The 23,770-nt window shown below is 70.7% G+C and carries 22 protein-coding genes; 13 read left to right on the top strand and 9 right to left on the bottom strand.

The features are described from left to right. Positions 1–37 precede the first annotated feature (37 nt). From ACWFRJ_RS11945 to ACWFRJ_RS11955, 3 genes are all read left to right on the top strand, one after another. Positions 38–988: an alpha/beta hydrolase family esterase gene (locus tag ACWFRJ_RS11945; RefSeq protein ID WP_453527734.1), complete on the top strand. Its 951-nt coding sequence runs from the start codon at positions 38–40 to the stop codon at positions 986–988. A 70-nt stretch (positions 989–1,058) separates the two neighbouring features. After that, on the top strand, positions 1,059–2,630 hold the full coding sequence (locus tag ACWFRJ_RS11950; protein WP_453527737.1) for an AbgT family transporter: 1,572 nt from the start codon (positions 1,059–1,061) through the stop codon (positions 2,628–2,630). A 101-nt stretch (positions 2,631–2,731) separates the two neighbouring features. Then, positions 2,732–4,963 (top strand): terpene synthase family protein, encoded by a 2,232-nt coding sequence (locus ACWFRJ_RS11955; protein WP_453527740.1) that lies wholly within the window; start codon positions 2,732–2,734, stop codon positions 4,961–4,963. A 24-nt stretch (positions 4,964–4,987) separates the two neighbouring features. Here ACWFRJ_RS11955 and ACWFRJ_RS11960 read toward each other — a convergent pair whose 3' ends face one another. Further along, complete coding sequence (locus ACWFRJ_RS11960) at positions 4,988–5,848, bottom strand: metallophosphoesterase family protein (protein ID WP_453527743.1); 861 nt, start codon at positions 5,846–5,848, stop codon at positions 4,988–4,990. Between the two features lie 40 nt (positions 5,849–5,888). Next, entirely contained in the window at positions 5,889–6,518 is a 630-nt protein-coding gene (locus ACWFRJ_RS11965) for a TetR/AcrR family transcriptional regulator (RefSeq protein ID WP_453527746.1), read from the bottom strand. Between the two features lie 86 nt (positions 6,519–6,604). On the opposite strand from ACWFRJ_RS11965, the gene ACWFRJ_RS11970 reads away from it, so the two are divergent. After that, entirely contained in the window at positions 6,605–6,988 is a 384-nt protein-coding gene (locus ACWFRJ_RS11970; protein ID WP_453527749.1) for a YrdB family protein, read from the top strand. A 34-nt stretch (positions 6,989–7,022) separates the two neighbouring features. On the opposite strand, the gene qcrB is transcribed toward ACWFRJ_RS11970, so the two are convergent. Continuing rightward, the gene (gene qcrB / locus ACWFRJ_RS11975; RefSeq protein WP_453527752.1) at positions 7,023–8,672 is read right to left on the bottom strand and encodes a cytochrome bc1 complex cytochrome b subunit; all 1,650 of its coding nucleotides are present in this window, start codon (positions 8,670–8,672) and stop codon (positions 7,023–7,025) included. Positions 8,673–8,831: 159 nt separating this feature from the next. Between qcrB and ACWFRJ_RS11980 the strand changes: the two genes are divergently transcribed. Next, positions 8,832–8,975 carry a hypothetical protein gene (locus ACWFRJ_RS11980; protein WP_453527755.1) on the top strand — a complete coding sequence of 48 codons (144 nt, stop codon included), beginning with the start codon at positions 8,832–8,834 and terminating at the stop codon, positions 8,973–8,975. Between the two features lie 76 nt (positions 8,976–9,051). After that, on the top strand, positions 9,052–10,281 hold the full coding sequence (locus tag ACWFRJ_RS11985; RefSeq protein ID WP_453527757.1) for a methyltransferase: 1,230 nt from the start codon (positions 9,052–9,054) through the stop codon (positions 10,279–10,281). On the opposite strand, the gene ACWFRJ_RS11990 is transcribed toward ACWFRJ_RS11985, so the two are convergent. From ACWFRJ_RS11990 to ACWFRJ_RS12000, 3 genes are all read right to left on the bottom strand, one after another. Further along, positions 10,187–11,281: an LLM class flavin-dependent oxidoreductase gene (locus ACWFRJ_RS11990; RefSeq protein ID WP_453527760.1), complete on the bottom strand. Its 1,095-nt coding sequence runs from the start codon at positions 11,279–11,281 to the stop codon at positions 10,187–10,189. The genes ACWFRJ_RS11985 and ACWFRJ_RS11990 overlap by 95 nt on opposite strands. After that, positions 11,281–11,856 carry an SRPBCC family protein gene (locus ACWFRJ_RS11995; RefSeq protein WP_453527762.1) on the bottom strand — a complete coding sequence of 192 codons (576 nt, stop codon included), beginning with the start codon at positions 11,854–11,856 and terminating at the stop codon, positions 11,281–11,283. Before ACWFRJ_RS11995 ends, ACWFRJ_RS11990 begins: the two co-directional genes overlap by 1 nt. Positions 11,857–11,960: 104 nt before the next feature. After that, on the bottom strand, positions 11,961–12,458 hold the full coding sequence (locus ACWFRJ_RS12000; RefSeq protein WP_453527765.1) for a winged helix-turn-helix transcriptional regulator: 498 nt from the start codon (positions 12,456–12,458) through the stop codon (positions 11,961–11,963). A gap of 247 nt (positions 12,459–12,705) precedes the next feature. Here ACWFRJ_RS12000 and ACWFRJ_RS12005 point away from each other — a divergent pair, with 247 nt between their 5' ends. Further along, the gene (locus ACWFRJ_RS12005) at positions 12,706–13,566 is read left to right on the top strand and encodes an AAA family ATPase (RefSeq protein WP_453527768.1); all 861 of its coding nucleotides are present in this window, start codon (positions 12,706–12,708) and stop codon (positions 13,564–13,566) included. Continuing rightward, entirely contained in the window at positions 13,563–15,026 is a 1,464-nt protein-coding gene (locus ACWFRJ_RS12010; RefSeq protein ID WP_453527771.1) for a VWA domain-containing protein, read from the top strand. The genes ACWFRJ_RS12005 and ACWFRJ_RS12010 overlap by 4 nt, the downstream gene beginning before the upstream one ends. 103 nt (positions 15,027–15,129) lie before the next feature. On the opposite strand, the gene ACWFRJ_RS12015 is transcribed toward ACWFRJ_RS12010, so the two are convergent. Genes ACWFRJ_RS12015 through ACWFRJ_RS12025 form a run of 3 tightly spaced genes read right to left on the bottom strand, consistent with a single transcriptional unit; the run spans position 15,130 to position 18,135 of the window. Next, positions 15,130–15,954 carry an ABC transporter ATP-binding protein gene (locus tag ACWFRJ_RS12015; protein ID WP_453527775.1) on the bottom strand — a complete coding sequence of 275 codons (825 nt, stop codon included), beginning with the start codon at positions 15,952–15,954 and terminating at the stop codon, positions 15,130–15,132. Between the two features lie 4 nt (positions 15,955–15,958). Further along, the gene (locus ACWFRJ_RS12020) at positions 15,959–17,050 is read right to left on the bottom strand and encodes a FecCD family ABC transporter permease (RefSeq protein WP_453527778.1); all 1,092 of its coding nucleotides are present in this window, start codon (positions 17,048–17,050) and stop codon (positions 15,959–15,961) included. Next, positions 17,047–18,135, bottom strand: a complete 1,089-nt coding sequence (locus tag ACWFRJ_RS12025; protein ID WP_453527781.1) for a FecCD family ABC transporter permease — start codon at positions 18,133–18,135, stop codon at positions 17,047–17,049. Before ACWFRJ_RS12025 ends, ACWFRJ_RS12020 begins: the two co-directional genes overlap by 4 nt. 157 nt (positions 18,136–18,292) lie before the next feature. Here ACWFRJ_RS12025 and ACWFRJ_RS12030 point away from each other — a divergent pair, with 157 nt between their 5' ends. The 5 genes from ACWFRJ_RS12030 to ACWFRJ_RS12050 all read left to right on the top strand — a co-directional run bounded on the left by ACWFRJ_RS12030 (position 18,293) and on the right by ACWFRJ_RS12050 (position 23,770). Further along, complete coding sequence (locus tag ACWFRJ_RS12030; RefSeq protein WP_453527784.1) at positions 18,293–19,282, top strand: ABC transporter substrate-binding protein; 990 nt, start codon at positions 18,293–18,295, stop codon at positions 19,280–19,282. Next, positions 19,279–20,079, top strand: coding sequence for a 2,3-dihydro-2,3-dihydroxybenzoate dehydrogenase (locus ACWFRJ_RS12035; RefSeq protein WP_453527787.1), 801 nt, complete (start codon positions 19,279–19,281; stop codon positions 20,077–20,079). Before ACWFRJ_RS12030 ends, ACWFRJ_RS12035 begins: the two co-directional genes overlap by 4 nt. Before the next feature lie 39 nt (positions 20,080–20,118). Then, positions 20,119–21,339, top strand: a complete 1,221-nt coding sequence (gene dhbC / locus ACWFRJ_RS12040; RefSeq protein WP_453527790.1) for an isochorismate synthase DhbC — start codon at positions 20,119–20,121, stop codon at positions 21,337–21,339. Continuing rightward, positions 21,336–23,006 carry a (2,3-dihydroxybenzoyl)adenylate synthase gene (locus tag ACWFRJ_RS12045; protein ID WP_453527792.1) on the top strand — a complete coding sequence of 557 codons (1,671 nt, stop codon included), beginning with the start codon at positions 21,336–21,338 and terminating at the stop codon, positions 23,004–23,006. Before dhbC ends, ACWFRJ_RS12045 begins: the two co-directional genes overlap by 4 nt. A 131-nt stretch (positions 23,007–23,137) precedes the next feature. After that, the gene (locus ACWFRJ_RS12050; RefSeq protein WP_453527795.1) at positions 23,138–23,770 is read left to right on the top strand and encodes an isochorismatase family protein; all 633 of its coding nucleotides are present in this window, start codon (positions 23,138–23,140) and stop codon (positions 23,768–23,770) included.

A 23,770-nucleotide genomic window follows, 5' to 3' on the forward strand; every position in this document is an offset into this window, starting at 1 on the left:
CGACAGCGCCCCGCGCCGTCGGCGGAAGGAGCCTGCCTTGAAACGCGCACTGCCCCGCACGGCCGCCTCTGTCATCGCCGGTCTCACCCTGTTCGCGGGGGTGGGCCTGTCCGCACCCTCGTACGCCCACGGCGGCGCCCCAGATGTCTCCGGTTGCCGCCAGGCCTCCCCGCAGCCTCCCGGCACCACCGCCCCGTACACCCTGACCAGCGGGGGCCTGACCCGGACCTACCAGCTCCATCTGCCCAAGGAGTACACCGGCGACCGCGACTGGCCCGTCGTCCTCGCCTTCCACGGCCGTGGCAACACCGGCAGCGGCACGGAGGAGTTCAGCAAGCTGTCGTCGCTGCCCGCGATCGTCGCGTACCCGGAAGGCGTCGTCGGCACCGGTGACGGCCAGCGGCAGGCGTGGCAGGGCGCTCCGTACGCCGCGCCCGGCGTGGACGACGTGGCGTTCACCGGAGATCTGCTCGACTCCCTCCAGGCCGACCTCTGCGTGGACGACCGGCGCGTGTACGCCACCGGGAAGTCCAACGGCGCCGGGTTCACCGCGCTCCTCGCCTGCCGGATGTCCGACCGCATCGCCGCGATCGCCCCCGTCGCCGGCGCCTTCTATCCCGGTACCGGCGAGAACTGCCGCCCCTCGCGCCCGGTGCCGGTCATCGATTTCCACGGCACGGGGGACGCAACGATCCCGTACGGCGGAGATCCCGACCGGGGCCTGCCCGCGCTCAAGGACTGGCTCACCACCTGGGCCGACCGGAACGGCTGCCGCACCCGTAACCCGGACCGGGTGACCGCCCCCGACATCACCGAGTCCCGCTGGACCGGCTGCGCGAGCGGCGCCGAAGTCCGTCATGTGGCCGTCACGGACGGCGGTCACACCTGGCCCGGCGCCGACAGCTACAGCGGCGGCGGCTACACGACGCAGAGCATCGAGGCCCACGAGGTCCTGTGGAGCTTCCTGCGCCGCCACCACCTGCGCTGAGCCGCAGCGCCCGTCCCCTCTCCCCTCCCCCTCCCCCTTCCCCCTCGCCACCCATCCCCGCGGAGCCGCCATGTCCTCCCCGCCCCCTGCCCTGCCCGACGCACCACCCCCACCACCCTCCACCGATCCGCCGCTGCCCCGCATCGTCCGCGCGATGGCCGTCGTCGAGCGCGCAGGCAACGCGCTGCCGCACCCCTTCTGGCTGTTCTGGATCCTCTCCGGCGCCCTCGCCGTGATCAGCGCGGTCCTCGCCGGGTTCGACGTCTCCGTCATCGCGCCCGGCGACGGCAAGCACGTCGCCGTACAGAGCCTGCTCAGCGGTGACGGGCTCGCGATGGCGGTATCGACGATGATCGAGAACTTCGCCGCGTTCCCGCCGATGGCGACCATCGTCGTGGTCATCATGGGCGTCGCGGTCGCCGAACGCAGCGGATTCCTGGCCGCGTTGATGAAGGTCGGCGTCTCCCGCGTGCCCGCGTCCTGGGTGGTCTTCGCCGTCGCCTTCGCGGGCACGGTGGCCCATGTCGCGTCGGCCGCCGCCTACGTCATCCTCGTACCGCTCGGCGGGCTCGCCTTCCGTGCCGTGGGCCGCTCCCCCGTCCTCGGCATCGTCGTCGCCTACACCTCCATCGCGTCGGGCTACGACGCGAGCCCGGTGCCGACGCCCAACGACGCCATCTTCGCCGGGATCACCACGGCGGCCGCGAAGATCGCGGGCGGCGACGACGCGTACGTCTCGCCGCTCAGCAACTGGTTCTTCAACATCGCCTCCTCGCTCCTGCTCGCCGCCGTCATCACCCTGGTGACCCGCTTCGTCCTGAGCAAGCGCCCCGACCTCGACGCGGACCCGGATGCCGACCTCGACGACATCGGCGCGCTCAGCCTCAGCGACCGCGAGCGCTCCGCCCTGCGCCGGGCGGGCGTCACCTTCCTGGTGGCCGTAGCGGCCCTCACCGCCGCCGTCGTACCGGCCGCCTCTCCCCTGCGCGGCGACGGCGGAAGCATCGTCGAGTCACCGCTCCTTGACGGCATCGCGGCGATCGTCGCCTTCCTCTTCGCGCTCGTCGGCATCGTCTACGGGGCCCGCTCCGGATCGATCGGCAAGCCCGGTGACGTACCGAAGCTGATGGTCGAAGGCGTCAAGCAGATGGCTCCGGTGCTCGTCCTGTTCTTCGCGATCGCCCAGTTCCTCGCCTACTTCGACTGGACGCACATCGGCGACGTCCTGGCCGTCAAGGCTGCCGAGGCGCTCGAACACAGCCAGCTGCCGATCGTGTTCGTCTTCCTGCTCGTCCTGCTGCTCCTGACCGTCGTGAACGTCATGGTCACCAGCGGGTCCGCGATGTGGGCCCTGGCCGCGCCCGTCCTCGTACCGATGCTGATGCTCGTGGACGTCCCCGCCGAGACCACGCAGGCGCTCTTCCGCATCGCCGACTCCGGTTCGACGGCCATCACGCCCATGAGCCCGTACTTCGTGATGGCGCTCGGCTTCCTGCAGCGGTACCGCAAGTCGGCGGGGCTCGGCACCCTCGCCTCGTACACGCTGCCGCTCGCCGTCGCGATGACCGTGGCCTGGACGCTGCTCTTCCTCGCCTGGTGGGCGCTCGGCATCCCGCTCGGTCCCGGCGCACCTGTGCGGTGACGTCACGCGATGGTGTGACGCTGGCGCGATGATCGCATCGGTCTCTTCCGCGCGGGTAGTGCTCGGCTGCCCGTAAAGCCACCGCGCGAGGAGAACCCCGTATGCCGCAGCCCTTCGAACTGCCCAGTTTCTACATGGCGCATCCCGCGCGTCTCAACCCCCATGTGGAAGCGGCGCGGGAGCACTCCAGGGAGTGGGCGCGCGGCATGGGAATGCTGGAGGGTTCGGGCGTCTGGGAGCAGCGTGACCTGGACGCCCACGACTACGCGCTGCTGTGCGCGTACACCCATCCCGGCTGTGACGCGCCCGCGTTGTCGCTGATCACCGACTGGTACGTGTGGGTGTTCTTCTTCGACGACCACTTCCTCGAACTGTTCAAGCGGACCCAGGACCGCGAGGGCGGCAAGGCCTATCTCGACCGGCTGCCCGCCTTCATGCCGATGGACCTGTCGGCGCCCGTGCCGGAGCCGACGAATCCGGTCGAGGCGGGTCTCGCCGACCTGTGGGCGCGGACGGTGCCGTACATGTCGCGGGACTGGCGGGCCCGGTTCGCCGAAAGCACGGAGAACCTGCTCAACGAATCCCTGTGGGAGCTCTCGAACATCAACGAGGGCCGGGTCGCCAACCCCGTCGAGTACATCGAGATGCGCCGCAAGGTGGGCGGCGCGCCCTGGTCGGCGGGGCTCGTCGAGTACGCGACGGGTGCGGAGGTCCCCGCTGCCGTCGCCGGTTCCAGGCCGCTGCGTGTCCTCAAGGAGTCGTTCTCCGACGCCGTCCATCTGCGCAACGACCTCTTCTCGTACCAGCGGGAGATCGAGGAGGAGGGCGAACTCTCCAACGGCGTCCTGGTCCTGGAGAAGTTCCTCCGCTGCTCCACGCAGGAGGCCGCGGACGCCGTGAACGACCTCCTGACCTCGCGGATGCAGCAGTTCGAGAACACGGCGCTGACCGAACTGGCCCCGCTCTTCGCCGCGGCCGGGCTGCCGCCGAAGGAGTGCGCGGACGTGCTCGCGTACGCCGAGGGCCTCCAGGACTGGCAGTCCGGCGGGCACGAGTGGCACATGGTGTCCAGCCGTTACATGAACAAGGGCGGCGCCGCCCCTTCGCCGCTCGCCGGACCGACCGGACCCGGCACGTCGGCCGCCGGGATCAAGGCGCTGATCGCCGCCACGGGCGCACAGCGGCTGCGCGGCTACACGCACACCCCCTTCCAACGGGTGGGTCCTTCCCTGCTCCCGGACTTCAATCTTCCGTTCGAGACGCGGCTCTCTCCCCACCTGGCTGCGTCCCGCACCCATACCGTGGAGTGGGCGGGCCGGATGGGCATGCTCGAACCCCAGGCCGGAGTGCCGGGTTCGGACATCTGGAACGCGCGCAAGCTGTACGGCTACGACTTCCCGCTCTGCGCCGCGGGCATCCAGCCCGACGCGGACCTCGAAGCCCTCGACCTGAGTTCGGACTGGCTGACCTGGGGGACGTACGGGGACGACTATTTCCCCGTCGTCTTCGGCAGGCCCCGCGACCTCGTGGGCGCGAAGCTCTGCAAGGACCGGCTCTCGCTCTTCATGCCGCTCGACCTCGCCGACATGCCGGTGCCGACGAGCGCGTTGGAGCGGGGCCTCGCCGATCTGTGGGAGCGCACGGCGGGACCGATGGACCAGGAGGCGCGTCGCACGCTGCGCACCGCCATCGAGGTCATGACGGCCGCCTGGCTCTGGGAGCTGGACAACCAGGCGCAGAACCGTATCCCCGACCCCGTCGACTACATCGAGATGCGCCGCCTCACCTTCGGCACCCCGCTGACGATGAGCCTGTGCCGCATGGGCACCGGCCCGCAGGTCCGGCAGGTCCCGCAGGAGATCTACCGCACGGGTCCCGTCCAGAGCCTGGAGAATGCGGCCGGCGACTACGCGGCCCTGATGAACGACGTCTTCTCGTACCAGAAGGAGATCGAGTACGAGGGCGAGGTCCACAACGGGATCCTCGTCGTCCAGAACTTCTTCGGCTGCGACTATCCGACGGCGCTCGGCATCATCGACGACCTGATGAAGTCACGGCTGAGCCAGTTCCAGCACGTCGTGGCACACGAACTCCCGGTCCTGTACGACGATTTCGCGCTCCCGCAGGAGACTCGGGACGCCCTCGACGGCTATGTGCGCGACCTGGAGAACTGGATGGCGGGCATCTACACCTGGCACCGCGACTGCCGCCGCTACCGCGAGGAGTACCTGTCGCACGGTCCGCTGTCGGCCCCGTCGGGCTTCGGCATGGCGGCCGTACGTCCGGGCTGGCTCAGGGAGTTCGGCGTCGCCGCCGGTCTCGGGCGGGGTTGAGGGGGGCCGCCCGAAACCGACCGGCTATCCGGCGTCCTGAGGCTCCGGCAGGATCTGGCGGAGCCTCGGGTCGGGATGCCGGTCGCGACGCCATTCGCGCGGGTAGCCGACCGAGACCTCCTGGAAGCGGACTCCGTCGTGCCAGGTGGTGCGGGGGATGTGCAGATGGCCGTAGACGACGGCCGCCGCGTCGTACTTCACGTGCCAGTCGGCGGTCAGCTCCGTGCCGCACCACAGGGCGAACTCCGGGTAGTGCAGGATCCGGGTGGGGTCGCGCACCAGCGGCCAGTGGTTGATCAGGACCGTGGGGATGCCGGGCGTCCGCCGGGCGAGCATCTCCTCGGTCGCCGCGACGCGGGCACGGCACCAGTCGTCGCGGCCGAGGTAGGGATCGGGGTGCAGGAGTATCTCGTCGGTGCAGACGACACCCGCCTCGTGGGCCGCCTCGAGGGCGTCCCGCTTGGCGTACGTGCCCGCGGGGCGGAACGTGTAATCGTAGAGCAGGAACAGCGGGGCCACGGTGACCGGGCCGCCCTCGCCGCGCCACACCGGGTAGGGGTCCTCGGGGGTCGAGGCGCCCAAGGAGCGGCACAGGTCGACGAGATGGCGGTAGCGGGCCTCGCCGCGCAGCTGGTTGGGATCGTCGCGGGGCGTCCACAGTTCGTGGTTGCCCGGCGTCCACACCACCTTGGCGAAGCGTTCGGTCAGGGTGCGCATCGCCCATTCGATGTCGGCCATGCGCTCGGCGGTGTCCCCCGCGACGATCAGCCAGTCCTCGTCGGTCTCCGGACGCAGGGACTCGAGGAACGTGCGGTTGTCGTCGTACGCGACGTGCAGATCACTGATGGCGTACAACTTCGGTGTCTTCTCGCGTGCTTGTGTCACTCCGTGAGGCTATCCGGAGCACTTCCGCCGCGTGGCGTGATCAGCTTCCTTCGGTCTGCGGGGACGGGGTACGGGCCCCGGCGAGGACCTGGTCGACGAGGCGCGCCGCGTAGTCGCCGCCGAAGGGTTCGCCGGTGATCAGCAGGCGGTAGTAGATCGCGCCCGCCAACTCGTCGAAGAGCAGGTCGGGTCGGGCATCGGCGTGCAGGTCACCGCGGGCTCGCGCGCTCTCCAGGAGTGCGAGCGGACTCGCGTTGCGGCGGGCGAAGACCGCACGTACGGCCTCCCCGACGTCCGCGTGACGGGCGGCCGCCGCGACGAGCTCCGCGACAAGGCCGGCCGAGGGGCCTTCCGTCGACGTGCCGACACGGCGCATGCGGTCCAGGCCTCCGACGACGGCTTCGAGGTACGTCACCAGGTCGCGCCGGATGTCTCCGGTGTCCGCCACCGGGACGTCGTCCTGGATCTTGGCGACGACGGCGACGATGAGGTGGTCCTTGGTGGGCCAGCGGCGGTAGAGCGTGGTCTTGGCGACTTTGGCCCGCTGGGCGACCTCGTCGATCGAATAGCGCTCGTAGCCGCGCTCCATGAGCATGTCGTACGCCGCCGCGAGGATGCGGGCATCGGTGCCTTCGCTCCGGGGGCGGCCGCGTCGGGCAGGGGTGGTCATGCGCACATTCAACCAGCCCTCCCCCTTTACGCTACACAAGTAGCGTAATTATGATGCTCCGCACGTCATCCACCTCGGGGGGCCCGTTGACCACCATCGCTCTCGCATACAACCCGGCCATGCTGCTGATCCGTTTTCTCTTCGAACTCTTCGCCCTCGGCTGCTTCGGCCTCTGGGCATGGCGCAGGACGCCCTCGCCCTGGCGCTGGCTCACGGTCGTCGCGTTACCCGTCCTCGTCGGCTGGGCCTGGGGCACCTTCGCCGTGTCCGGTGACGAGTCACGCTCCGGCGAGACCGACCACGAGACACCCGGGCCCCTGCGACTGCTCCTCGAACTCACGGTGTTCTTCGGAGCGGTCGCGGCCCTCTACCAGCTGGAGATCCGCAGGACCGCCCGCTGGTTCCTCATCACCCTCGTCGTCTACCACGTCCTCGCCTACGACCGGGTCTGGTGGCTCCTGACGAAGTGAGGGAGCGGGAGCGAAGGCGAGGAGGGGGTGTCCGTCAGTGGTGTCCGTCCCCGCCGCTCTGCTGGATCTCCAGGTACTCCTCGGGAGTCGCCTTGGGCACCTGCGCCGAAGGACCGTACATGGCACGGCCGAGGCGCGCCCGCAGCTTTTCGCCGCGGGTGACCTTGCGCGCCACGCCGTGCGCGTCGACCACCGGGCCGATCTCGTACGGCTTGGGCTGCTCGTGCGCGGTCAGCCTGTACAACTCGCCCTGCGAGAGGGGTACGTGGACCTCCACGTACTCACCGTGCGGCAGCCTCTTGATCGTGCCGCTCTCCCGGCCGTGCAGCACCTTCTCGCGGTCGCGGCGCTGCAGCCCCAAGCACCATCGGTGCGTGACGAAGAAGGCGAGCACAGGGGCGACGAAGAAGGCGATCCGCACGAACCAGGTGATCGCGTTGATGGAGAGCTGGAAGCGCGTGGCCCACAGGTCGTTGCCGCCGCCGATCATCAGCACGCCGAACACCGTCAGCCACGCCACGCCGAGCCCGGTGCGCACGGGGGCGTTGCGCGGCCGGTCCGCGATGTGGTGCTCGCGTTTGTCGCCGGTGATCCAGGCGTCGATGAACGGGTAGACCCCGATCGCCGCCAAGAACAGCGGGAAGAGTGTGAACGGGATGAAGACGCCGAGTTGGAGCGTGTGCCCCCAGGCGTTGATCTCCCAGCTGGGCATCACCCGGATGAGCCCCTCGGAGAAGCCCAGATACCAGTCGGGTTGAGCGCCGGTGGAGACCAGATCGGGCCGGAAGGGGCCCATCGTCCACACGGGGTTGATGGTGGCGACCGCGCCCATGAGCGCGAGGACGCCGAAGACGAGGAAGAAGAAGCCGCCCGCCTTGGCGATGTAGATGGGCATGAAGGGCGCGCCCACCACGTTCTTCTCGGTCTTTCCCGGCCCGGCGAACTGTGTGTGCTTGTGGTAGAAGACCAGGATCAGGTGGGCGACGACGAGCCCCAGCATGATCCCCGGCAACAGCAGCACATGCACGCTGAAGAGCCGCGGAATGATGGCGTCGCCGGGGAACTGTCCGCCGAAGAGGAAGAGGGAGATGTACGTCCCCACCACCGGGATGGCCAGGATCGCGCCCTGCGCGAAGCGGATGCCGGTGCCCGAGAGCAGATCGTCGGGGAGCGAATATCCGGTGAGCCCGGTGATGAGGCCGAGGAACAGCAGTGTCCAGCCGAACACCCAGTTGAGCTCACGCGGCTTGCGGAACGCGCCGGTGAAGAACACCCGCATCATGTGCACGAGCATCCCGGCGACGAAGACGAGCGCGGCCCAGTGGTGGATCTGCCGGATCAGCAGACCGCCGCGCACCTCCATGCTGATGTCGACCGTCGACTCGTACGCCCTGGTCATCTGGATGCCCTTGAGCGGCGTGTAGACGCCGTCGTAGATGACTTCGGAGCCGCTCGGCTCGAAGAAGAACGTCAGATAGACCCCGGTGAGGATCAGGATCAGGAAGCTGTAGAGGCAGATCTCCCCGAACATGAAGGACCAGTGGTCCGGAAAGATCTTGCGCATCTGGGTCTTGGCCAGGGTGTGGATGCCGAGGCGGCCGTCCGCCCAGTCGGCGAGCCGCTCTCCCTTGCCGGCCGGAGCCCGCCTTGTGCTGTCCCGGGTGTGCTCGACGCTTTCGCTCATGCGACCCCCTCAGGCGGCTACCAGGTTAGATCGCGAGACCCCCTGAGCCAACAGGCCTTTCTGGACTGGTAGTTGACGATCAACGGGTGCGCTGGTCGGGCCCGGTGCGGGGTGGCCACGTCCGGGGCCGAGAAACGAATTGCCCGGCTGTGTCTTCCTATGAGAGATTCACTGTTCTCCGCGGCTCGTCTCTTCGCCGCCCCTCTCCTCAAGGAGCTCGCCATGACACTCGGCACGGTGCCCGGCCTGGTGCTCGGCGACGCCTCCCGCACTTCGACGCGGGAGCCGCTCCACCTGGCCTGAGCCGCACGGCTCCTGTTCCCGCTCCTCGTCGAAGTGCTGTTCGTGCCCCTGCACGTTCACTCTCTGAGGAGTCCTTATGTCCGACCTTGCGTCCGACCTTATGTCCGACCTTGTGTCCGAGATCCACTGGATCGACGGCGACGCCGAACACACCGCCCGCTGGCACTCCGAGACCGGAATGCCCGCACCCCGCCATGTCGTCCCCGCCGACGACCGCATGAACGCGTCCACCGCCCACCGCCTGGCCTGCGAAGGCACCGCCCTGCTGTGGCAGGGCGACTACCACCAGGCACGCCAGCTGCTGCGGGCGCTCGGCCGCCGGATCGACCGCAAGGCCCCTTCCGCGGCCTCGTCCCCGAACGCCGCCTTCCACCTCCAGCGCCGCGCAAGTGGCCACCGGGCCCGCGTGCTCGGCAGGATCCTCGTGCCCCTTGACGCGGACCACACGCTCGCCCTGCGCAGGGCGCCGGATGTCCGGGCCGCCTGCGAGGAGGCGTACGGCCCGCCACGGACGACCCCGTCGGTGGTGTCGCTGCGGGAGCTGCTCGGTGTGCTCGGCGCGCACCAGTGGCGCACGAAGGGCGTGGACGTCTCCGCGATCGGCGCCCGGATCCACCCGCACTACGGGGTGTTCTCACCGGTCAGGGGCGAGTACGTCGACCTGGTGGCACGGGCTCCCCTGCCCCGCCCCGCGTCGCACGGCGGCTCCGCCTTCGACCTGGGCACCGGCACCGGCGTCCTCGCCGCGGTCCTGGCCCACCGGGGCGTGAGCCGTGTCGTGGCCACCGACAACAACCGCCGCGCGGTGGACTGCGCCCTCGCCAACATGAGCCGCCTCGGCCTGACCGGGCAGGTGGAGATCACAGGCGGCGGCGAACTCTTCCCGCCCGGCCGCGCGGGGCTCGTCGTATGCAATCCGCCCTGGCTTCCCGCAAAGCCCAACTCGGCGCTCGAGCAAGGTGTGTACGACCCCAGGGGCGCCATGCTCCACGCCTTCCTGACGGGCCTGGCCGCGCATCTGCTGCCCGGCGGCGAGGGCTGGCTGATCATGTCGGACCTGGCTGAACACCTGGGCCTGCGTGCTCCCGGCGAACTCCGCGCGGCCATCGCGGCGGCGGGCCTGCGTGTCGCCGACCGCCTCGACACCCGGCCCGAACACCCCCGGGCCTCCGACACCGCGGACCCCCTGCACGCGGCACGCGCCGCCGAGGTCACATCACTGTGGCGCCTGACGCCCGAGCGGCCGGAGCACTCCCCTGCTCCTCCATGTCGCGCACAAGGTCGATCGCCCGTCCCAGAGTCGTGAGCCGCGCCTGAAGGCTCTCGCCCGCCGGGTAGAAACGGACCGTGTCCACACCCGCGTCACGCCACACCCTCAGCCGCTCGCGGACCATGTCCTCCGTGCCGATGAGGGTGGTGGCGAGGACCATGTCGTCGGTGATCAGGGAAGCCGCGCCGTCGCGGTCACCGGACTGCCAGCGGGTGTGGACCTCCGCTGCGATCTCTGCCCAACCCTGCCTGCTGTAGGCGTTGTTGTAGTAGTTGGTGGTGGCGGAGCCCATGCCGCCCAGACTGAAGGCGAGCTCCTTCTTGCGGGCCGCGACCATCGTGCGCAGCGCGTCCTCGTCGTCGGCGAAGGCCACTTCGGCGCCCTGACAGATGTTCAGGTCGCCGCGTACGCGGCCGGAGGCGGTAAGGCCCGCGTCGAGGTGGTCGAAGTAGGCCTCCTTCGCGCCTTCGGGGACGAAGCTGGTGCCCAGCCAGCCGTCGGCGATCTCGCCGGTCAGGCGCAGCATCTTGGGCGAGAGGGTGGCCAGGTAGACGGGGAGTTCGTGCTCGGCGCGCATGGACAGGCGCATGGGCTTCGCCTCGCCGCCGGGCAGGGGGATGGTGAACTCCCGCCCCTCGTACGAGATCTTCTCCCCGGTGGCCGCCAGACGGATGATCTCCACGGTCTCCCGCATCCGGGTGAGCGGCCGCGCGAACGGCACTCCGTGCAGGCCCTCGATCACCTGCGGCCCCGACGGTCCGAGCCCGAGGATGAAGCGGCCGTCGGAGATGTTCGAGAGGGTGATCGCCGCGCGGGCGATGGCCGCCGGGGTCCGGGTCGCGAGCTGGATGATGCCGGATCCGAGCAGCATGCGTTCGGTGCGGGCGGCCAAGTAGCCGAGCGGGGAGGGCGCTTCGGAGCCCCAGGCCTCGGCCACCCAGCAGATGTCCATCCCCAGCTTCTCGGCCTCGGTGACGAAGTCGACGGTCTCCCGCCAGTTCGCCCCGGACGCCTCGATGGTCGTCGACGTGCGCATCAGGCGTCCGCCTCTCCGGAGCCGGGAGCAGCGGGAGTGGCGGGAATGGCGGGAGCGGCTGGAGTGGCGCCCTCGGCCAGTTTCTTGATCGCGTCAAGCGTGGCCGCCATGTTCTGCTCGAACTCCCGCATCCGTACGTACACGATCTTCTGTTCCTTCTCGGGCATCCGGTCGATCGCGTACGACAGACCCGAGCGGCCGGGGCCCATCCGCATCCACTGGGTGAGCTCGGTGCCGCCGTCGTCCGTCGCGGTGAGGCTGAACCGCCAGAGCGCGCTGGGCCGTTCGGGGTCCTCGACCGCCCAGGCGAACACACCCGGGGCCTCGCACTCGACGACGTACGACGTGGTCTGCCACGCTCCGAACGACGCGTGCTCGCTGTGGCCGACGAACCGGGCGCCGAGCGCCGGCCAGGCCGCCTGGTCCAGCCACTCGACCGACTTGAGTTCCGTGCTCAGCGTGGGCATCAGGCCGATGTCGGAGACGAGCTCCCACACGCGTTCCGGTGACGCGGCGATCCGTGTGCGCACCTCGACCGTCGGCCTGTCCGCGTAGCGCGCGCCTGTCCACTCCATCGTGGGTTCGCCTCTCTGCAGTCGTTTTCGTAGCTGCTGACCACGAGAGTTGCGTAGATAGACTCACTCGTCAAGGGTGAGCGGGCGGTAGAAGGGCAGTGGGTTCAGCGGTTGAAGCGGTCCCGGACGTCAGGGCGTTCGGCGAGGCGTGCGGGGTAGCCGGGGCCGAGGCGCGGATGCGTGTCGGCGGCCGACATCGGCTCCTTGCAGTGACCGCAGACCACCTCGGCCTCTGCCTCGTGCCCGCAGCGTTCGTGCGCGAAGACGACAGGCGCCCCCTCGTCACCGCTCAGCCAGCGGTTGCCCCAGCTGTTCATCACGGCGAGCACGCCGAAGAAGTCGCGGCCCTTCTCGGTGAGCACGTAGTCGTAGCGGACCGGCTCGCTCTGGTAAGCGCGCTTCTCCATGAGGCCCTCGTCGACGAGGCGGCGCAGCCGGTCGGTCAGGGTGTTGCGCGCGATGCCGAGCTCCTGCTGGAAGACGTCGAACCGCTTGATCCCGTAGAACGCCTCGCGCAGCACGAGCGGGGTCCACCAGTCGCCCAGCAGGTCCATGGTGCGGGCGATGGAGCAGGGCCAGTCGGCAAAGGAGGTCCGCCTCATGCCGCAAGGATACGAGAAGGGACCACGGGCGCGGCGGGTCTCGGAACTGGACTCAGCAGACCGCGGCGGGTGCGCGGGTACCGACGCGCGCCCACGTGACGTTCGACGCAAACGCGGCGGCACCGTTGTGGAGGGGCCGGGCGGACTGATCGAGTGGCGGAAGTCGCTCTGCTCCACGCGTCCGCACGACCCGACTCACCCGCATAACCCGACGCACCCGACGCACCCGCACAAGCCGGAGGCCCCGTTGCTCTTCTCATCAGTGGACGATGTCGCCACGCGGCTCGCCGAGACGGGCTATCTGGCCTCGCCGGCCGTCGCCACCACCGTCTTCCTGGCCGACCGCCTGGGCAAACCGCTGCTCGTGGAGGGCCCGGCGGGCGTCGGCAAGACCGAGCTCGCCAAGGCCGTCGCCGAGGTCGCGGACGCCACGCTGGTCCGGCTCCAGTGCTACGAGGGCGTGGACGAGTCCCGCGCGCTCTACGAGTGGAACCACGGCAAACAGCTCCTGCGCATCACCGCGGGCCGCGACGAGTCGTGGGACGAGACGCGCACGGACATCTTCAGCGAGGAGTTCCTGCTCCCGCGCCCGCTGCTCACCGCCATCCGCGGCAACGAGCCGAAGGTGCTCCTGATCGACGAGACCGACAAGGCGGACGTCGAGGTGGAAGGGCTCCTCCTCGAAGTCCTGAGCGACTTCCAGGTCACGGTCCCCGAGCTGGGCACCATCACCGCGACGCGCCGCCCCTTCACCGTCCTCACCTCGAACGCGAGCCGCGAGCTCTCCGAGGCGCTGCGCCGTCGCTGCCTCTTCCTCCACATCGGTTTCCCCGAGGAGGAGTTGGAGCGCCGCATCGTGCGCCTGAAGGTGCCCGGACTCGACGAGGCGCTCGCCCGGTCCGTCGTCCGCGTGGTCGGCGCGCTGCGCGCGATGGATCTGCGCAAGGTGCCGTCGGTCGCCGAGACCATCGACTGGGCCCGTACGCTGCTCGCCCTCGGCGCCGACTCCCTCGACGAAGAGGTCGTACGCGACACTCTCGGCGTCGTCCTCAAGCATCAGGACGACGTACTGAAGGCGGCGGCCAAACTGGACCTGGACGCCGTGTGAGCGCGACGGCCACCGGAGCCGGAGTCCCGGAGCGTCTGACCGCACTCGTGCAGGCGCTGCGCTCGCACGGCATCCGGATCGGCACGGGCGAGACGGTGGACGCCGGTCTGGCCCTGGAGGCGCTCGGCCTGACCGACCGGGAGCGGGTACGGGAGGGACTCGCCGCCGCTCTGCTGCACAGCGAGGGGCAGCGCCCGGTGTTCGACCCCGTCTTCGATCTGTACTTTCCGCGCGCTGTCGGCGCTCCGGACGCGCTGGATGACTCCTGCGCCCCGGGCCGGGAGTTCGACAGGGACGACCTGCGCGATCGCCTGGCCGCCGCGCTCGCCGCCAATGACCAGGCGCTGCTCGCCCAGTTGGCGGCCGAGGCGGTCGACAGCATGGGCGGATACGGAACGCGTCCGGGCTCCGGAGGGACGGGCGGTTCGGGCGGGTCGGACGGGTCCAGCGGTTCGAGTGGGTCGAGTGGTTCGGACGGGTGGTCGTCGCACCAGACGCTCTCCCGGCTCCGCCCGGAGACCCTGCTTGCCCGGATCCTGGCCGGTATCCGCCAGGGAACCGGCGAAGCAGACGAAGCCGAGTTCACCGACCGCCTCACCGCCGACGAGATCCGCCGCCGCATCGAGAGCTTCCGCGACGCGGTACGCACCGAAGCGCGCCGCCGGGTCGCCGAGCGGCGCGGCGCGGACGAGATCGCCCGGCGCGCCATCGCCCCGACGGCCGACCGGGTCGACTTCCTCATCGCGGGCCGCGCCCAGCTCGACGAGCTGCGCCGGACGGTCCAGCCCCTTGCCCGCAAACTGGCGACGCGCCTGGCCGCACGCCGCCGCCGCGCCGCTCGCGGCCGGATCGACCTGCGCAGGACGCTGCGCGGCTCGCTCTCCACGGGCGGCATCCCGATGCGCCCGGTCCTGAAGCGGCGGCGCCCCGCACGTCCCGAACTGGTCCTCCTGTGCGACGTGTCCGGCTCGGTCGCGGGCTTCGCGAACTTCACGATGCTGCTCGTCCAGGCGCTGCACGACCAGTTCAGCAAGGTGCGGGTCTTCGCCTTCGTCAACCGCGTCGACGAGGTGACCGACCTGATCGCGCGGGGCACGGCCGACCCCGAGGGCCTCGGCAGCCGCATCATCTCCGGAGCGGCGGTCACCGGCTACCACGGCAGCAGCGACTACGGCTCCGCCCTGGGCGAGTTCGCCGAGCGCTACACGGAAGCGGTCACCTCGCGCTCCACGGTCTTCGTGCTCGGCGACGCCCGCACGAACATGAGCGACCCGAACGTCCACGCCCTGCGCACCATCGCCGCCCGCGCCCGCCGCGTGTACTGGCTCAACCCGGAGCGCCACGCCCAGTGGCAGACGGGCGACTCGGCGGCCGGCACCTACGCCGAGCTCGTGGAGATGTACGAGTGCCGCAACGCGCGGCAGCTCAGCGCGCTGATCGGACGGTTGCTGCCGGTCTGACACCGGGCCGACGCCGGTTCGACGCCGGTCCGACCCGGTTGGCTGCGGGCTCAAGGAGGAGATCCGGGCCTCACGAACGCCGGTCAGCCGGGCTCGGCTGCCTTCACGGGGCCGTGGTGGATTCCGCTTCGGCTGCCGGCTCGGGCGTCCTCGCGGTCATCGTCGGTACGACCACCGGGGAGCCGTCGCCCGGCGCCTGAAGGATGTCCGCGTCGATCCCGTACAGCTCCTTGACCAGCTCGGCGGTGACCACATCGCGGGCCGGGCCGTTCGCGACGATCTTGCCCGCGTTCATGGCGATGACGGTGTCGGCGTAACGGGCGGCGCTCGCCAGGTCGTGCAGGACCATGACGACGGTGCGGCCCGCGGCGGCCACCTCCCGTACCAGGGAGAGGACTTCGACGGCGTGCCCGAGGTCCAGGGCGCTTGTCGGTTCGTCGAGGAGCACGATCGGCGTCTGCTGCGCGAGGACCATCGCGAGCCAGCAGCGCTGGCGCTGACCGCCGGAGAGGTGGTCGAGGCGGCGCGTGGCGAGGTCCGTGGTGCCCGTGGCTTCGAGTGCCTCGCGCACGGCGTCCTCGTCCTCGCGCGACCACTGGCGGAACAGGCCCTGGTGGGGATGGCGGCCGTAGCGGACGAGTCCGGCGACCGTGACCGCCTCGGGGGCCTGCGGCGACTGCGCGAGCAGCGCGATGCGGTGGGCCGCGCGGCGCTGGGTGAGCTGCCACACGTCCTCGCCCCCGGCGCGTACCGTCCCCGAACTCGGCTTGTGGAGCCGGGCGATGGAGCGGAGCAGCGTCGACTTGCCGCAGCCATTGGGGCCGACGACGGCGGCGACCTGTCCACTTGCGATGGTCAGGTCGACGCCGTCCACGGCGGCCGTGTGGCCGGGGTAGCCGGAGGTGAGCGCCTCGACGGTCAGTTGCACGGGGTCAGGCCTTTCCGGTCTGCTCGGAGTTTTTGCCGAAGAGGACCCAGAGGAGGAAGGGTCCGCCGAGGACGCTGGTGATGACGCCCACCGGGATCTCCACGGGGGCGACGACGCGGCCCAGTGCGTCGGCGGCGCCCACGAGGGCCGCGCCGACCAGGGCCGAGCCGATGATCGGGACGCGGGTCGGGCCGCTGAGCCGGGTGGCGACGACGGGTGCGGCGAGCGCGACGAACGCGATCGGTCCTCCGATGCCGACGGCCACGCCGGACAGGGCGACGGCGAGCGCGAGGGTCACGGCGCGGACGCGGCGGACGTTGACGCCGAGGGTGGCCGCCATGTCGTCGTCGAACCGCAGGAGTTGGAGGCGGCTGCCCGCGACGAGGGAGAGCGGTACGAGGGCGAGCAGGATGAGTGAGAGGGGCGTGCCGACGCTCCAGTCGCGGCCGCTGAGCGAGCCGACGGTCCAGAGGAAGACGCCGCCCGCGGTGTTGTCGTTCTCGCGGGACATGACGAGGTCGGTGACGGCGCCGATGACGGTGGAGACGCCGATGCCCACGACGAGGATCCGGTATCCCCCGCTGCCCGCGCCGCCCGCGCAGGCGACGACGACCATGGCCGCGGCGGCGGCGCCGAGCGGCCCGAGCCACCAGTCGCCGATCATGCCGGTGGACGAGCCGACGACGGAGGCGACGACGGCCGCGGTGGCGCCTTCGTTGACGCCGATGATGTCGGGGGTGGCGAGCCGGTTGCCCGCGAGCGTCTGGGTCAGGCACCCGGCGATTCCGAGCGCCGCGCCCACCATGAGGCCCACGGCGATCCGCGGGAGCCGGAAGTCCCGCACCAGCATGACGGTGGCGGAGTCGCCGGTTCCGAGCAGCCCGGAGAGGCTGTCGGAGAAGCTCATCCCGGTGGAGCTCGCGAAGGTGGCGAGGGAGACGACGATCCCGATCACCAGCGTGAGTCCGACGGCGGCGAGGGCGCTGCGGTAGGGGAAGAGCCAGGAGAGGGTCCCGACGCGGACGGCGGTGGAGTCCGGCGGGGTGATGTCGGGCGAAGACGCGGGCCCGGAACCGGGCAGGCGATCCGTGCTCACGCGGCGACCCCCGCCGTGGACATCCGCTGCGACCGTGCGATCCAGATGAGCAAGGGGCCTCCGATGAAGGCGAGAAGCACGCTCACCGGGGTCTCCCAGGGGCGGATCACGATCCTGGCGAGGAGGTCGGCGGCGATCATCACGTTCGCGGCGACCAGCGCGGAGAGCACCAACTGGCCCGCCATACGGGGGCCGGTGACGGCCCGCGCCGCGTACGGAGCGAGCAGACCGAGGAAGGCGATGGGTCCCGCGAGGGCGACCGCCGACCCCGCGAGCAGGGTCACCGCCGCCGCGACGACCAGGCGGATCCGCCCCGGGTGGTGGCCGAGCGAGCGTGCGCTGTCGTCGCCGAGTGCGAGCGCGGAGAGCGGGCGTACACAGCAGAAGGCGATCAGGAGTCCGACCGCGATCAGCGGGATCAAGGGGTAGGTCTCCGACGTCTTGATGCCCGCGAGCGAACCGATGGTCCAGTAGCGGTAGGTGTCGAAGGTGGCCTGCTCGCCAAGGAGGACGTACGACGTCATGCCGTGGAACGTCGCTCCGAGCGCCGATCCGGCGAGGACGAGCCGCAGCGGCGAGCCCGCGGCACGCCCGGACGCGGCGAGCAGGAGTACCACCGCGCTCGCGGCCGTGCCGCCGACCAGGGCCCACACCAACACGCCGTAGGCCGAAGTCACTTGGAAGTACGTGAGGCCGATCACGACACCGAGCGCCGCACCCGAGTTGACCCCGAGGAGGCCCGTCTCGGCGAGCGGGTTGCGCGTGACGGCCTGAAGGAGGCAGCCCGCCGCGCCGAGAGCGACGCCGACCAGGGCGCCGGCGAGCGTACGCGGAAGGCGTACGTCCATGACGGCGAGCCGGATCTGCGCGTCGGCCCGCGCGGACGGATCCCCGGTGAGGAAGTCCCAGGCGCGGCCCATCGGCGTCGACCCGGACCCGACAAGGAGCGAGAGCAGTCCGAGCAGCAGGAGCAGGACGACGAGGGCGATGGCCGCCCACAGCGTGGGGCGGTGCGTGTTCGCCGAGCCCGGTATCGGAGGTCTGGATCCGGACGTTGGATCCCTGCCCTCTTGCGCAACCAACATGAGGTTAGCCTAACCTAAGCTCGACCTGGAGCCCCGAGTCGAGGCGTCGGCGAACTCCCTGCCCCGGCAGGGGTGATTCGTCATGCCTCGACACGGCCAGGGATGACCCTTATGTCCGGACTGACCCCCGGACGACAGAAGCATGGAGATCACGGACATGTCCTCGAACCACACCCCGCGTACCCGGCTGACCGCGGTTGCGGCCCTTGCTCTGGCCTCCGCGCTCGCCCTCTCCGCCTGCGGTTCCGACTCGTCCGACGACTCCGGCTCCAGTTCCGGCGACAAGGCGAAAAACGCCGCGAAGAACGTCACCGTCACCGACGCCTCCGGCGCGCAGGTGAAGGTTCCGGCCAACCCCGGGAAGGTCATCGCGCTGAGCGAGATGGACCTGGACTCCGCCCTCGCCCTGAAGGTCGAGCCCGTCGGCCTCTCCGCGGGCAGAGGCCAGAAGGGCGCCCCCGAGTATCTGACCGACCAGGCCAAGGACATCCCCGTCGTGGGCGCGGTCACCGGACCTGACATCGAGAAGGTCCTGCAGGCCAAGCCGGACGTCATCCTCGCAGGACAGCTCGCCGACCAGCAGGTGCTCAAGCAGCTCAAGGCGATAGCGCCGACGGTCGTCACGATCGACAGGACCAAGGACTGGAAGAAGTCCCTGGAGCTCACCGGCGAGGTGCTCGGCAAGTCCGACGAGGCGAGCGCGTTCCTGAAGGACTACGACACCAAGGCCGCCGCGGTGAAGAAGAACCTCGGCGCCAACGCGGGCGCGAGCGTCTCCGTGGCGCGCTACTCCGCCAAGGGCACCGCCGTGATGCAGCAGGGCGTGTTCATCTCCGACGTCCTGAAGGACCTGGGCTTCAAGCGGCCCGGCATCCAGAACAAGAAGGGCGAGGGTCACTCGACGCCGCTCAGCGACGAGGACCTGAAGCAGATCGACGCCGACTGGCTGTTCATCGGCACGCTCGGCTCCGCGGGTCCGGACGCCGACCTCTTCAAGGAGCTCAAGGGCAAGGCCGCGTACAAGCAGCTCGACGCGGTCGAGAAGGACCACACCACCGAGATCGACGGCTCGAAGTGGACCAGCCTCGGCGGCGCGCAGGCCGCCGTCTCCGTCCTTCAGGACGTGGAGAAGGCGATGGGCAAGTGACCTCCGGCATAACCGACTTGGAGCTCGAAGGCCGACTGGCCCTGGTCACCGGCGCGGGCCGGGGCATCGGACAGGCAGTGGCCCGCGCGCTCGCCGAACGCGGCGCCCGGGTCGTGGCCGCCGACCGGTCGCCCGACGTGAAGGAGCAGGACCTCACGGTGCAGGCCGAGGGCGGCCGCGTCACCGGCATGGTCCTCGACGTCACCGACGCGGCAGCCGTGGACGCGGCGTTCGAGGAAGTCGAGCGCACCGCGGGGCCGTTGGACATCCTCGTCAATGTCGCGGGCATCCTGCGGCCCGCCCCGGTCGTCGAACTCACCGACACCGACTGGGCGGAGACCTTCGCCGTCAACACGAACGGCGTCTTCCACACCTCGCGCGCCGCGGCCCGCCGCATGACCGCTCGGGGCAAAGGATCCATCGTGACGGTCGGCTCGAACGCCGCAGGGGTGCCCCGCACCCAGATGGCCGCGTACGCCGCGTCGAAAGCCGCCGCCACGATGTTCACCAAGTGTCTGGGCCTTGAGGTCGCCCGCGACGGCGTGCGCTGCAACGTCGTGTCGCCGGGCTCCACCCACACAGACATGCAGCGGCAGCTGTGGACGGACGACCACGAGCAGGCCGCGGCCAGGGTCATCGAGGGCGACTCCGCCTCGTACCGGGTCGGCATTCCGCTCGGCCGGATCGCCGACCCCTCCGACATCGCCGACGCGGTCGCCTTCCTGGTCTCCGACCGGGCCCGGCACATCACCCTGCACGACCTGTACGTGGACGGCGGCGCCACCCTGCGCGCCTGAAAGCCGCGCCGCCCTCCCTTACTTGACGAGGAGTCACCAGTGACACCCCCCAACGACGTGGTCGCACTCGCCGCCCCCACCACCCCCGGGGCCGTCGGCGCGGCAACCGCGCTGCTCGACGCCTACCGACCCGGCGACACCCGGTTCTTCGCGTCGCCCACCCGCACCCTCCTGGCCCATGGCACGGCCGCCGAAGTCCCGCACGACGAGCGGCCGTTGACGGAGCGGGTCGCCGCGACGCTCGACGCACAGCGGCGCGCGGGCAACAAGGCCCCCGTCGTGGTGGGCTCCATCCCCTTCGACCCCAGCGCACCCGCCGTGCTCGCCGTGCCCGAAGCGGCACGCTGGGCGCCCGCGCTGCGTACCGACCCGCTCGTCGCGCTGCCCACCGAGCCGCCCGCCACGGCCGGCGGCTGGCAGGTGCGTGAAGTGCCGTCGGGCGAGGAGTACGCCGCTTCGGTCGAGGCCGCGGTGGCGCGCATGAAGAGCGGTGAGTTCGACAAGGTCGTGCTCGCCCGCACGCTGGAGCTGTCCACGGAGGGACCGCTCGATCTGCCCGCCATGCTCCAGCGCCTGGCCCGCCGCGATCCGCGCGGCTACTCCTTCGCCGTGCCCACGGGCGCGGGCCGCACTCTCCTGGGCGCGAGCCCGGAGCTGCTCGTCTCGCGGCACGGAACCCGCCTGACCGCGAACCCCCTGGCAGGTTCGACGCCCCGCTCGGCGGATCTCGCCGAGGACGTGCGCCGGGCCGCCGCGCTGCTCGAATCGGCGAAGGACCTGCACGAGCACGCCGTCGTCGTGGACGCCGTGCACAAGGCACTCGCGCCGTTCTGCACCGACCTCGATGTGCCGGAGCGGCCCACCCTGGTCCGCACCGCCACCATGTGGCACCTGTCGACGACGGTCACCGGCGTACTCGCCGAACCGGCCGCATCCGCACTGGAGTTGGCCACCGCCCTGCACCCGACCCCGGCCGTGTGCGGCACCCCGACCGGGCACGCCCGTGACGTCATCGGCGAGCTTGAGCCGTTCGGCCGCGGGCACTACACCGGCATGGTCGGATGGAGCGACGCACGCGGCGACGGCGAGTGGGTCGTCACGATCCGCTGCGCGGAGGCCGAGGAGACGGAGAGCGGCAGCGGACGGCTACGGCTCTTCGCGGGCGCGGGCGTCGTGGCCGACTCCTCGCCGGAGGCCGAACGCGCCGAGACGGGCGCCAAGTTCCGTACGTTCCTGGATGCGGTGGGGGTCGACCGATGACGACGACAGACAGCCTCAGGGCGGACAGCCTCAGGGCGGGCGGCCTGAGGACGGACGGCCGCAGGGACGCACCACCCATCCCCGAGGTGTTCGCCGAGCGGTACCGCGCCGCCGGGTACTGGCGCGGCGAGACGTTCGGCGGCATGCTCCGCGAGCGCGCCGACGCGCACCCCGCCCGGGTCGCGATCACCGACGGGGACCGGTCCTGGACGTACGGCGAACTGGACGTACGCGCGGATCAGTTGGCCGCCGGATTCGCCGCACGCGGCATCACCAAGGGTGACCGGGTCGTCGTCCAGCTGCCGAACGTCGCGGAGTTCTTCGAGGTGATCTTCGCGCTCTTCCGGATCGGCGCCCTGCCGGTCTTCGCGCTGCCCGCGCACCGCGAGACGGAGATCCACTACTTCTGCGAGTTCACCGAGGCCGTCGCCTACGTCATCCCGGACCGCGTCGGCGGCTTCGACCACCGTGACCTCGCGTCGAAGGTCCGCGCCGAAGTACCCACGCTGCGCGACGTGTTCGTGGTGGGCGACCCCGGCGAGCACACGGCGCTGTCCGACGTGCCGTGCGAGCCGACCCCGATCGACGCCCCGGTGCCGTCCGACCTCGCCTTCCTCCAGCTGTCGGGCGGCAGTACGGGCGTACCGAAGCTGATCCCCCGCACCCACGACGACTACATGTACTCGCTGTGGGGCTCGAACGAGATCTGCGGTGTGACGGAGGACTCCGTCTTCCTGGTGGCGCTGCCCGCCGCCCACAACTTCCCGCTGTCGTCACCCGGTTCGCTGGGCGTGCTCTACGCGGGCGGCCGTGTCGTGATGTGCCCGCAGCCCGATCCGGACACCGCGTTCCCCCTCATCGAGCGGGAGCGGGTGACGATCACGGGTCTCGTTCCGCCGCTCGCCCTGGTGTGGACGGACGCGGGGCGCTCGACGCCGTACGACATCTCCAGCCTCGAGGTGCTCCTCGTGGGCGGCGCGAAGTTCAGCGAGTCGGCGGCGCGCCGGGTCACCCCGGCGCTCGGCTGCACGCTCCAGCAGGTCTTCGGCATGGCGGAGGGCCTGGTCAACTACACGCGTCTGGACGACCCGGCCGAGCTCGTCGTCACCACGCAGGGCCGTCCGATCTCCCCGGACGACGAGGTCCGCATCGTCGACGACCTCGACCAGGAGGTGCCGGAAGGGGAGGCGGGCCATCTGCTGACCCGCGGCCCGTACACCATCCGCGGCTACTGGCGCGCCCCCGATCACAACGCCCGCTCGTTCACCGCCGACGGCTTCTACCGCACCGGCGACATCGTGAGCCGCACCCCCACCGGGCATCTGGTGGTGGAGGGCAGGGCGAAGGACCAGATCAACCGAGGCGGCGAGAAGATCGCACCGGAGGAGGTCGAGAACATCATCCTCGGCCACCCCCACGTCCATGACGTGTCGGTCGTCGCCGTGCCCGACGATTACCTCGGCGAGCGGACCCTCGCGTACGTGATCCTGCGCGCGGACGCCGAGCCGCTGAAGCCCGTCGTCATCAAGAAGTTCGTACGGGAGCGCGGTCTCGCCGCGTACAAGGTCCCCGACCGGGTCGAGTTCGTGACCGTCTTCCCGCAGACCGGCATCGGCAAGATCAGCAAGAAGGACCAGCGGTCGACCGCCGCCGCTCCGGGCAACTGACCCGCCGCCCCGGGCAGCCGCCCCGGGCAGCCATCCCGGCGACTGCGCGACTGACCTCCGCGCGCTCTCCCCTGCCCGGCAGGCAGCCGCGATCCACCCAGCTTTCCTGAATTCCCCGAAAGGCCCCCACCATGGCGCTCCCCGCCGTCACGCCGTACGCGATGCCCTCGTCCGACGAGCTGCCCGACAACCGGGTCGCGTGGACCGTCGACCCGCAGCGGGCGGTACTGCTCGTCCACGACCTGCAGAACCACTTCCTGACCGCCTACACCCCCGACACGTCGCCGACCACCGAACTCCTCACCAATGTGGCCGAGTTGACGAAGTCAGCGCGCGCGGCCGGCATCCCCGTCCTGTACTCCGCGCAACCGGGCGGCCAGTCGCCCGCCGAGCGCGGCCTCCAGCAGGACTTCTGGGGTCCGGGCCTGCCCGACGACGAGCACGCGAAGGCGATCGCGGGCCCGGTCGCGCCGGAGCCCGGCGACACCGTGCTGACGAAGTGGAAGTACAGCGCGTACGTCCGTACCGACCTCGAGGAGCGTATGCGCGAGGCGGGCCGGGACCAGATCGTCATCGTCGGCGTGTACGCGCACATCGGCGTCCTGATGACGGCCTGCGACGCGTGGATGCGTGACGTGCAGGCGTTCGTCGTCGCGGACGCGGTGGCCGACTTCTCCCGCGACGGCCACGACATGGCGCTGCGCTACGCGGCCGGCCGGTGCGCGGTCGTCACCACCACCGACACGGTTCTGAAGGGCATCTGA

The sequence above is a fragment of the Streptomyces sp. NPDC055239 genome, from assembly GCF_053606205.1.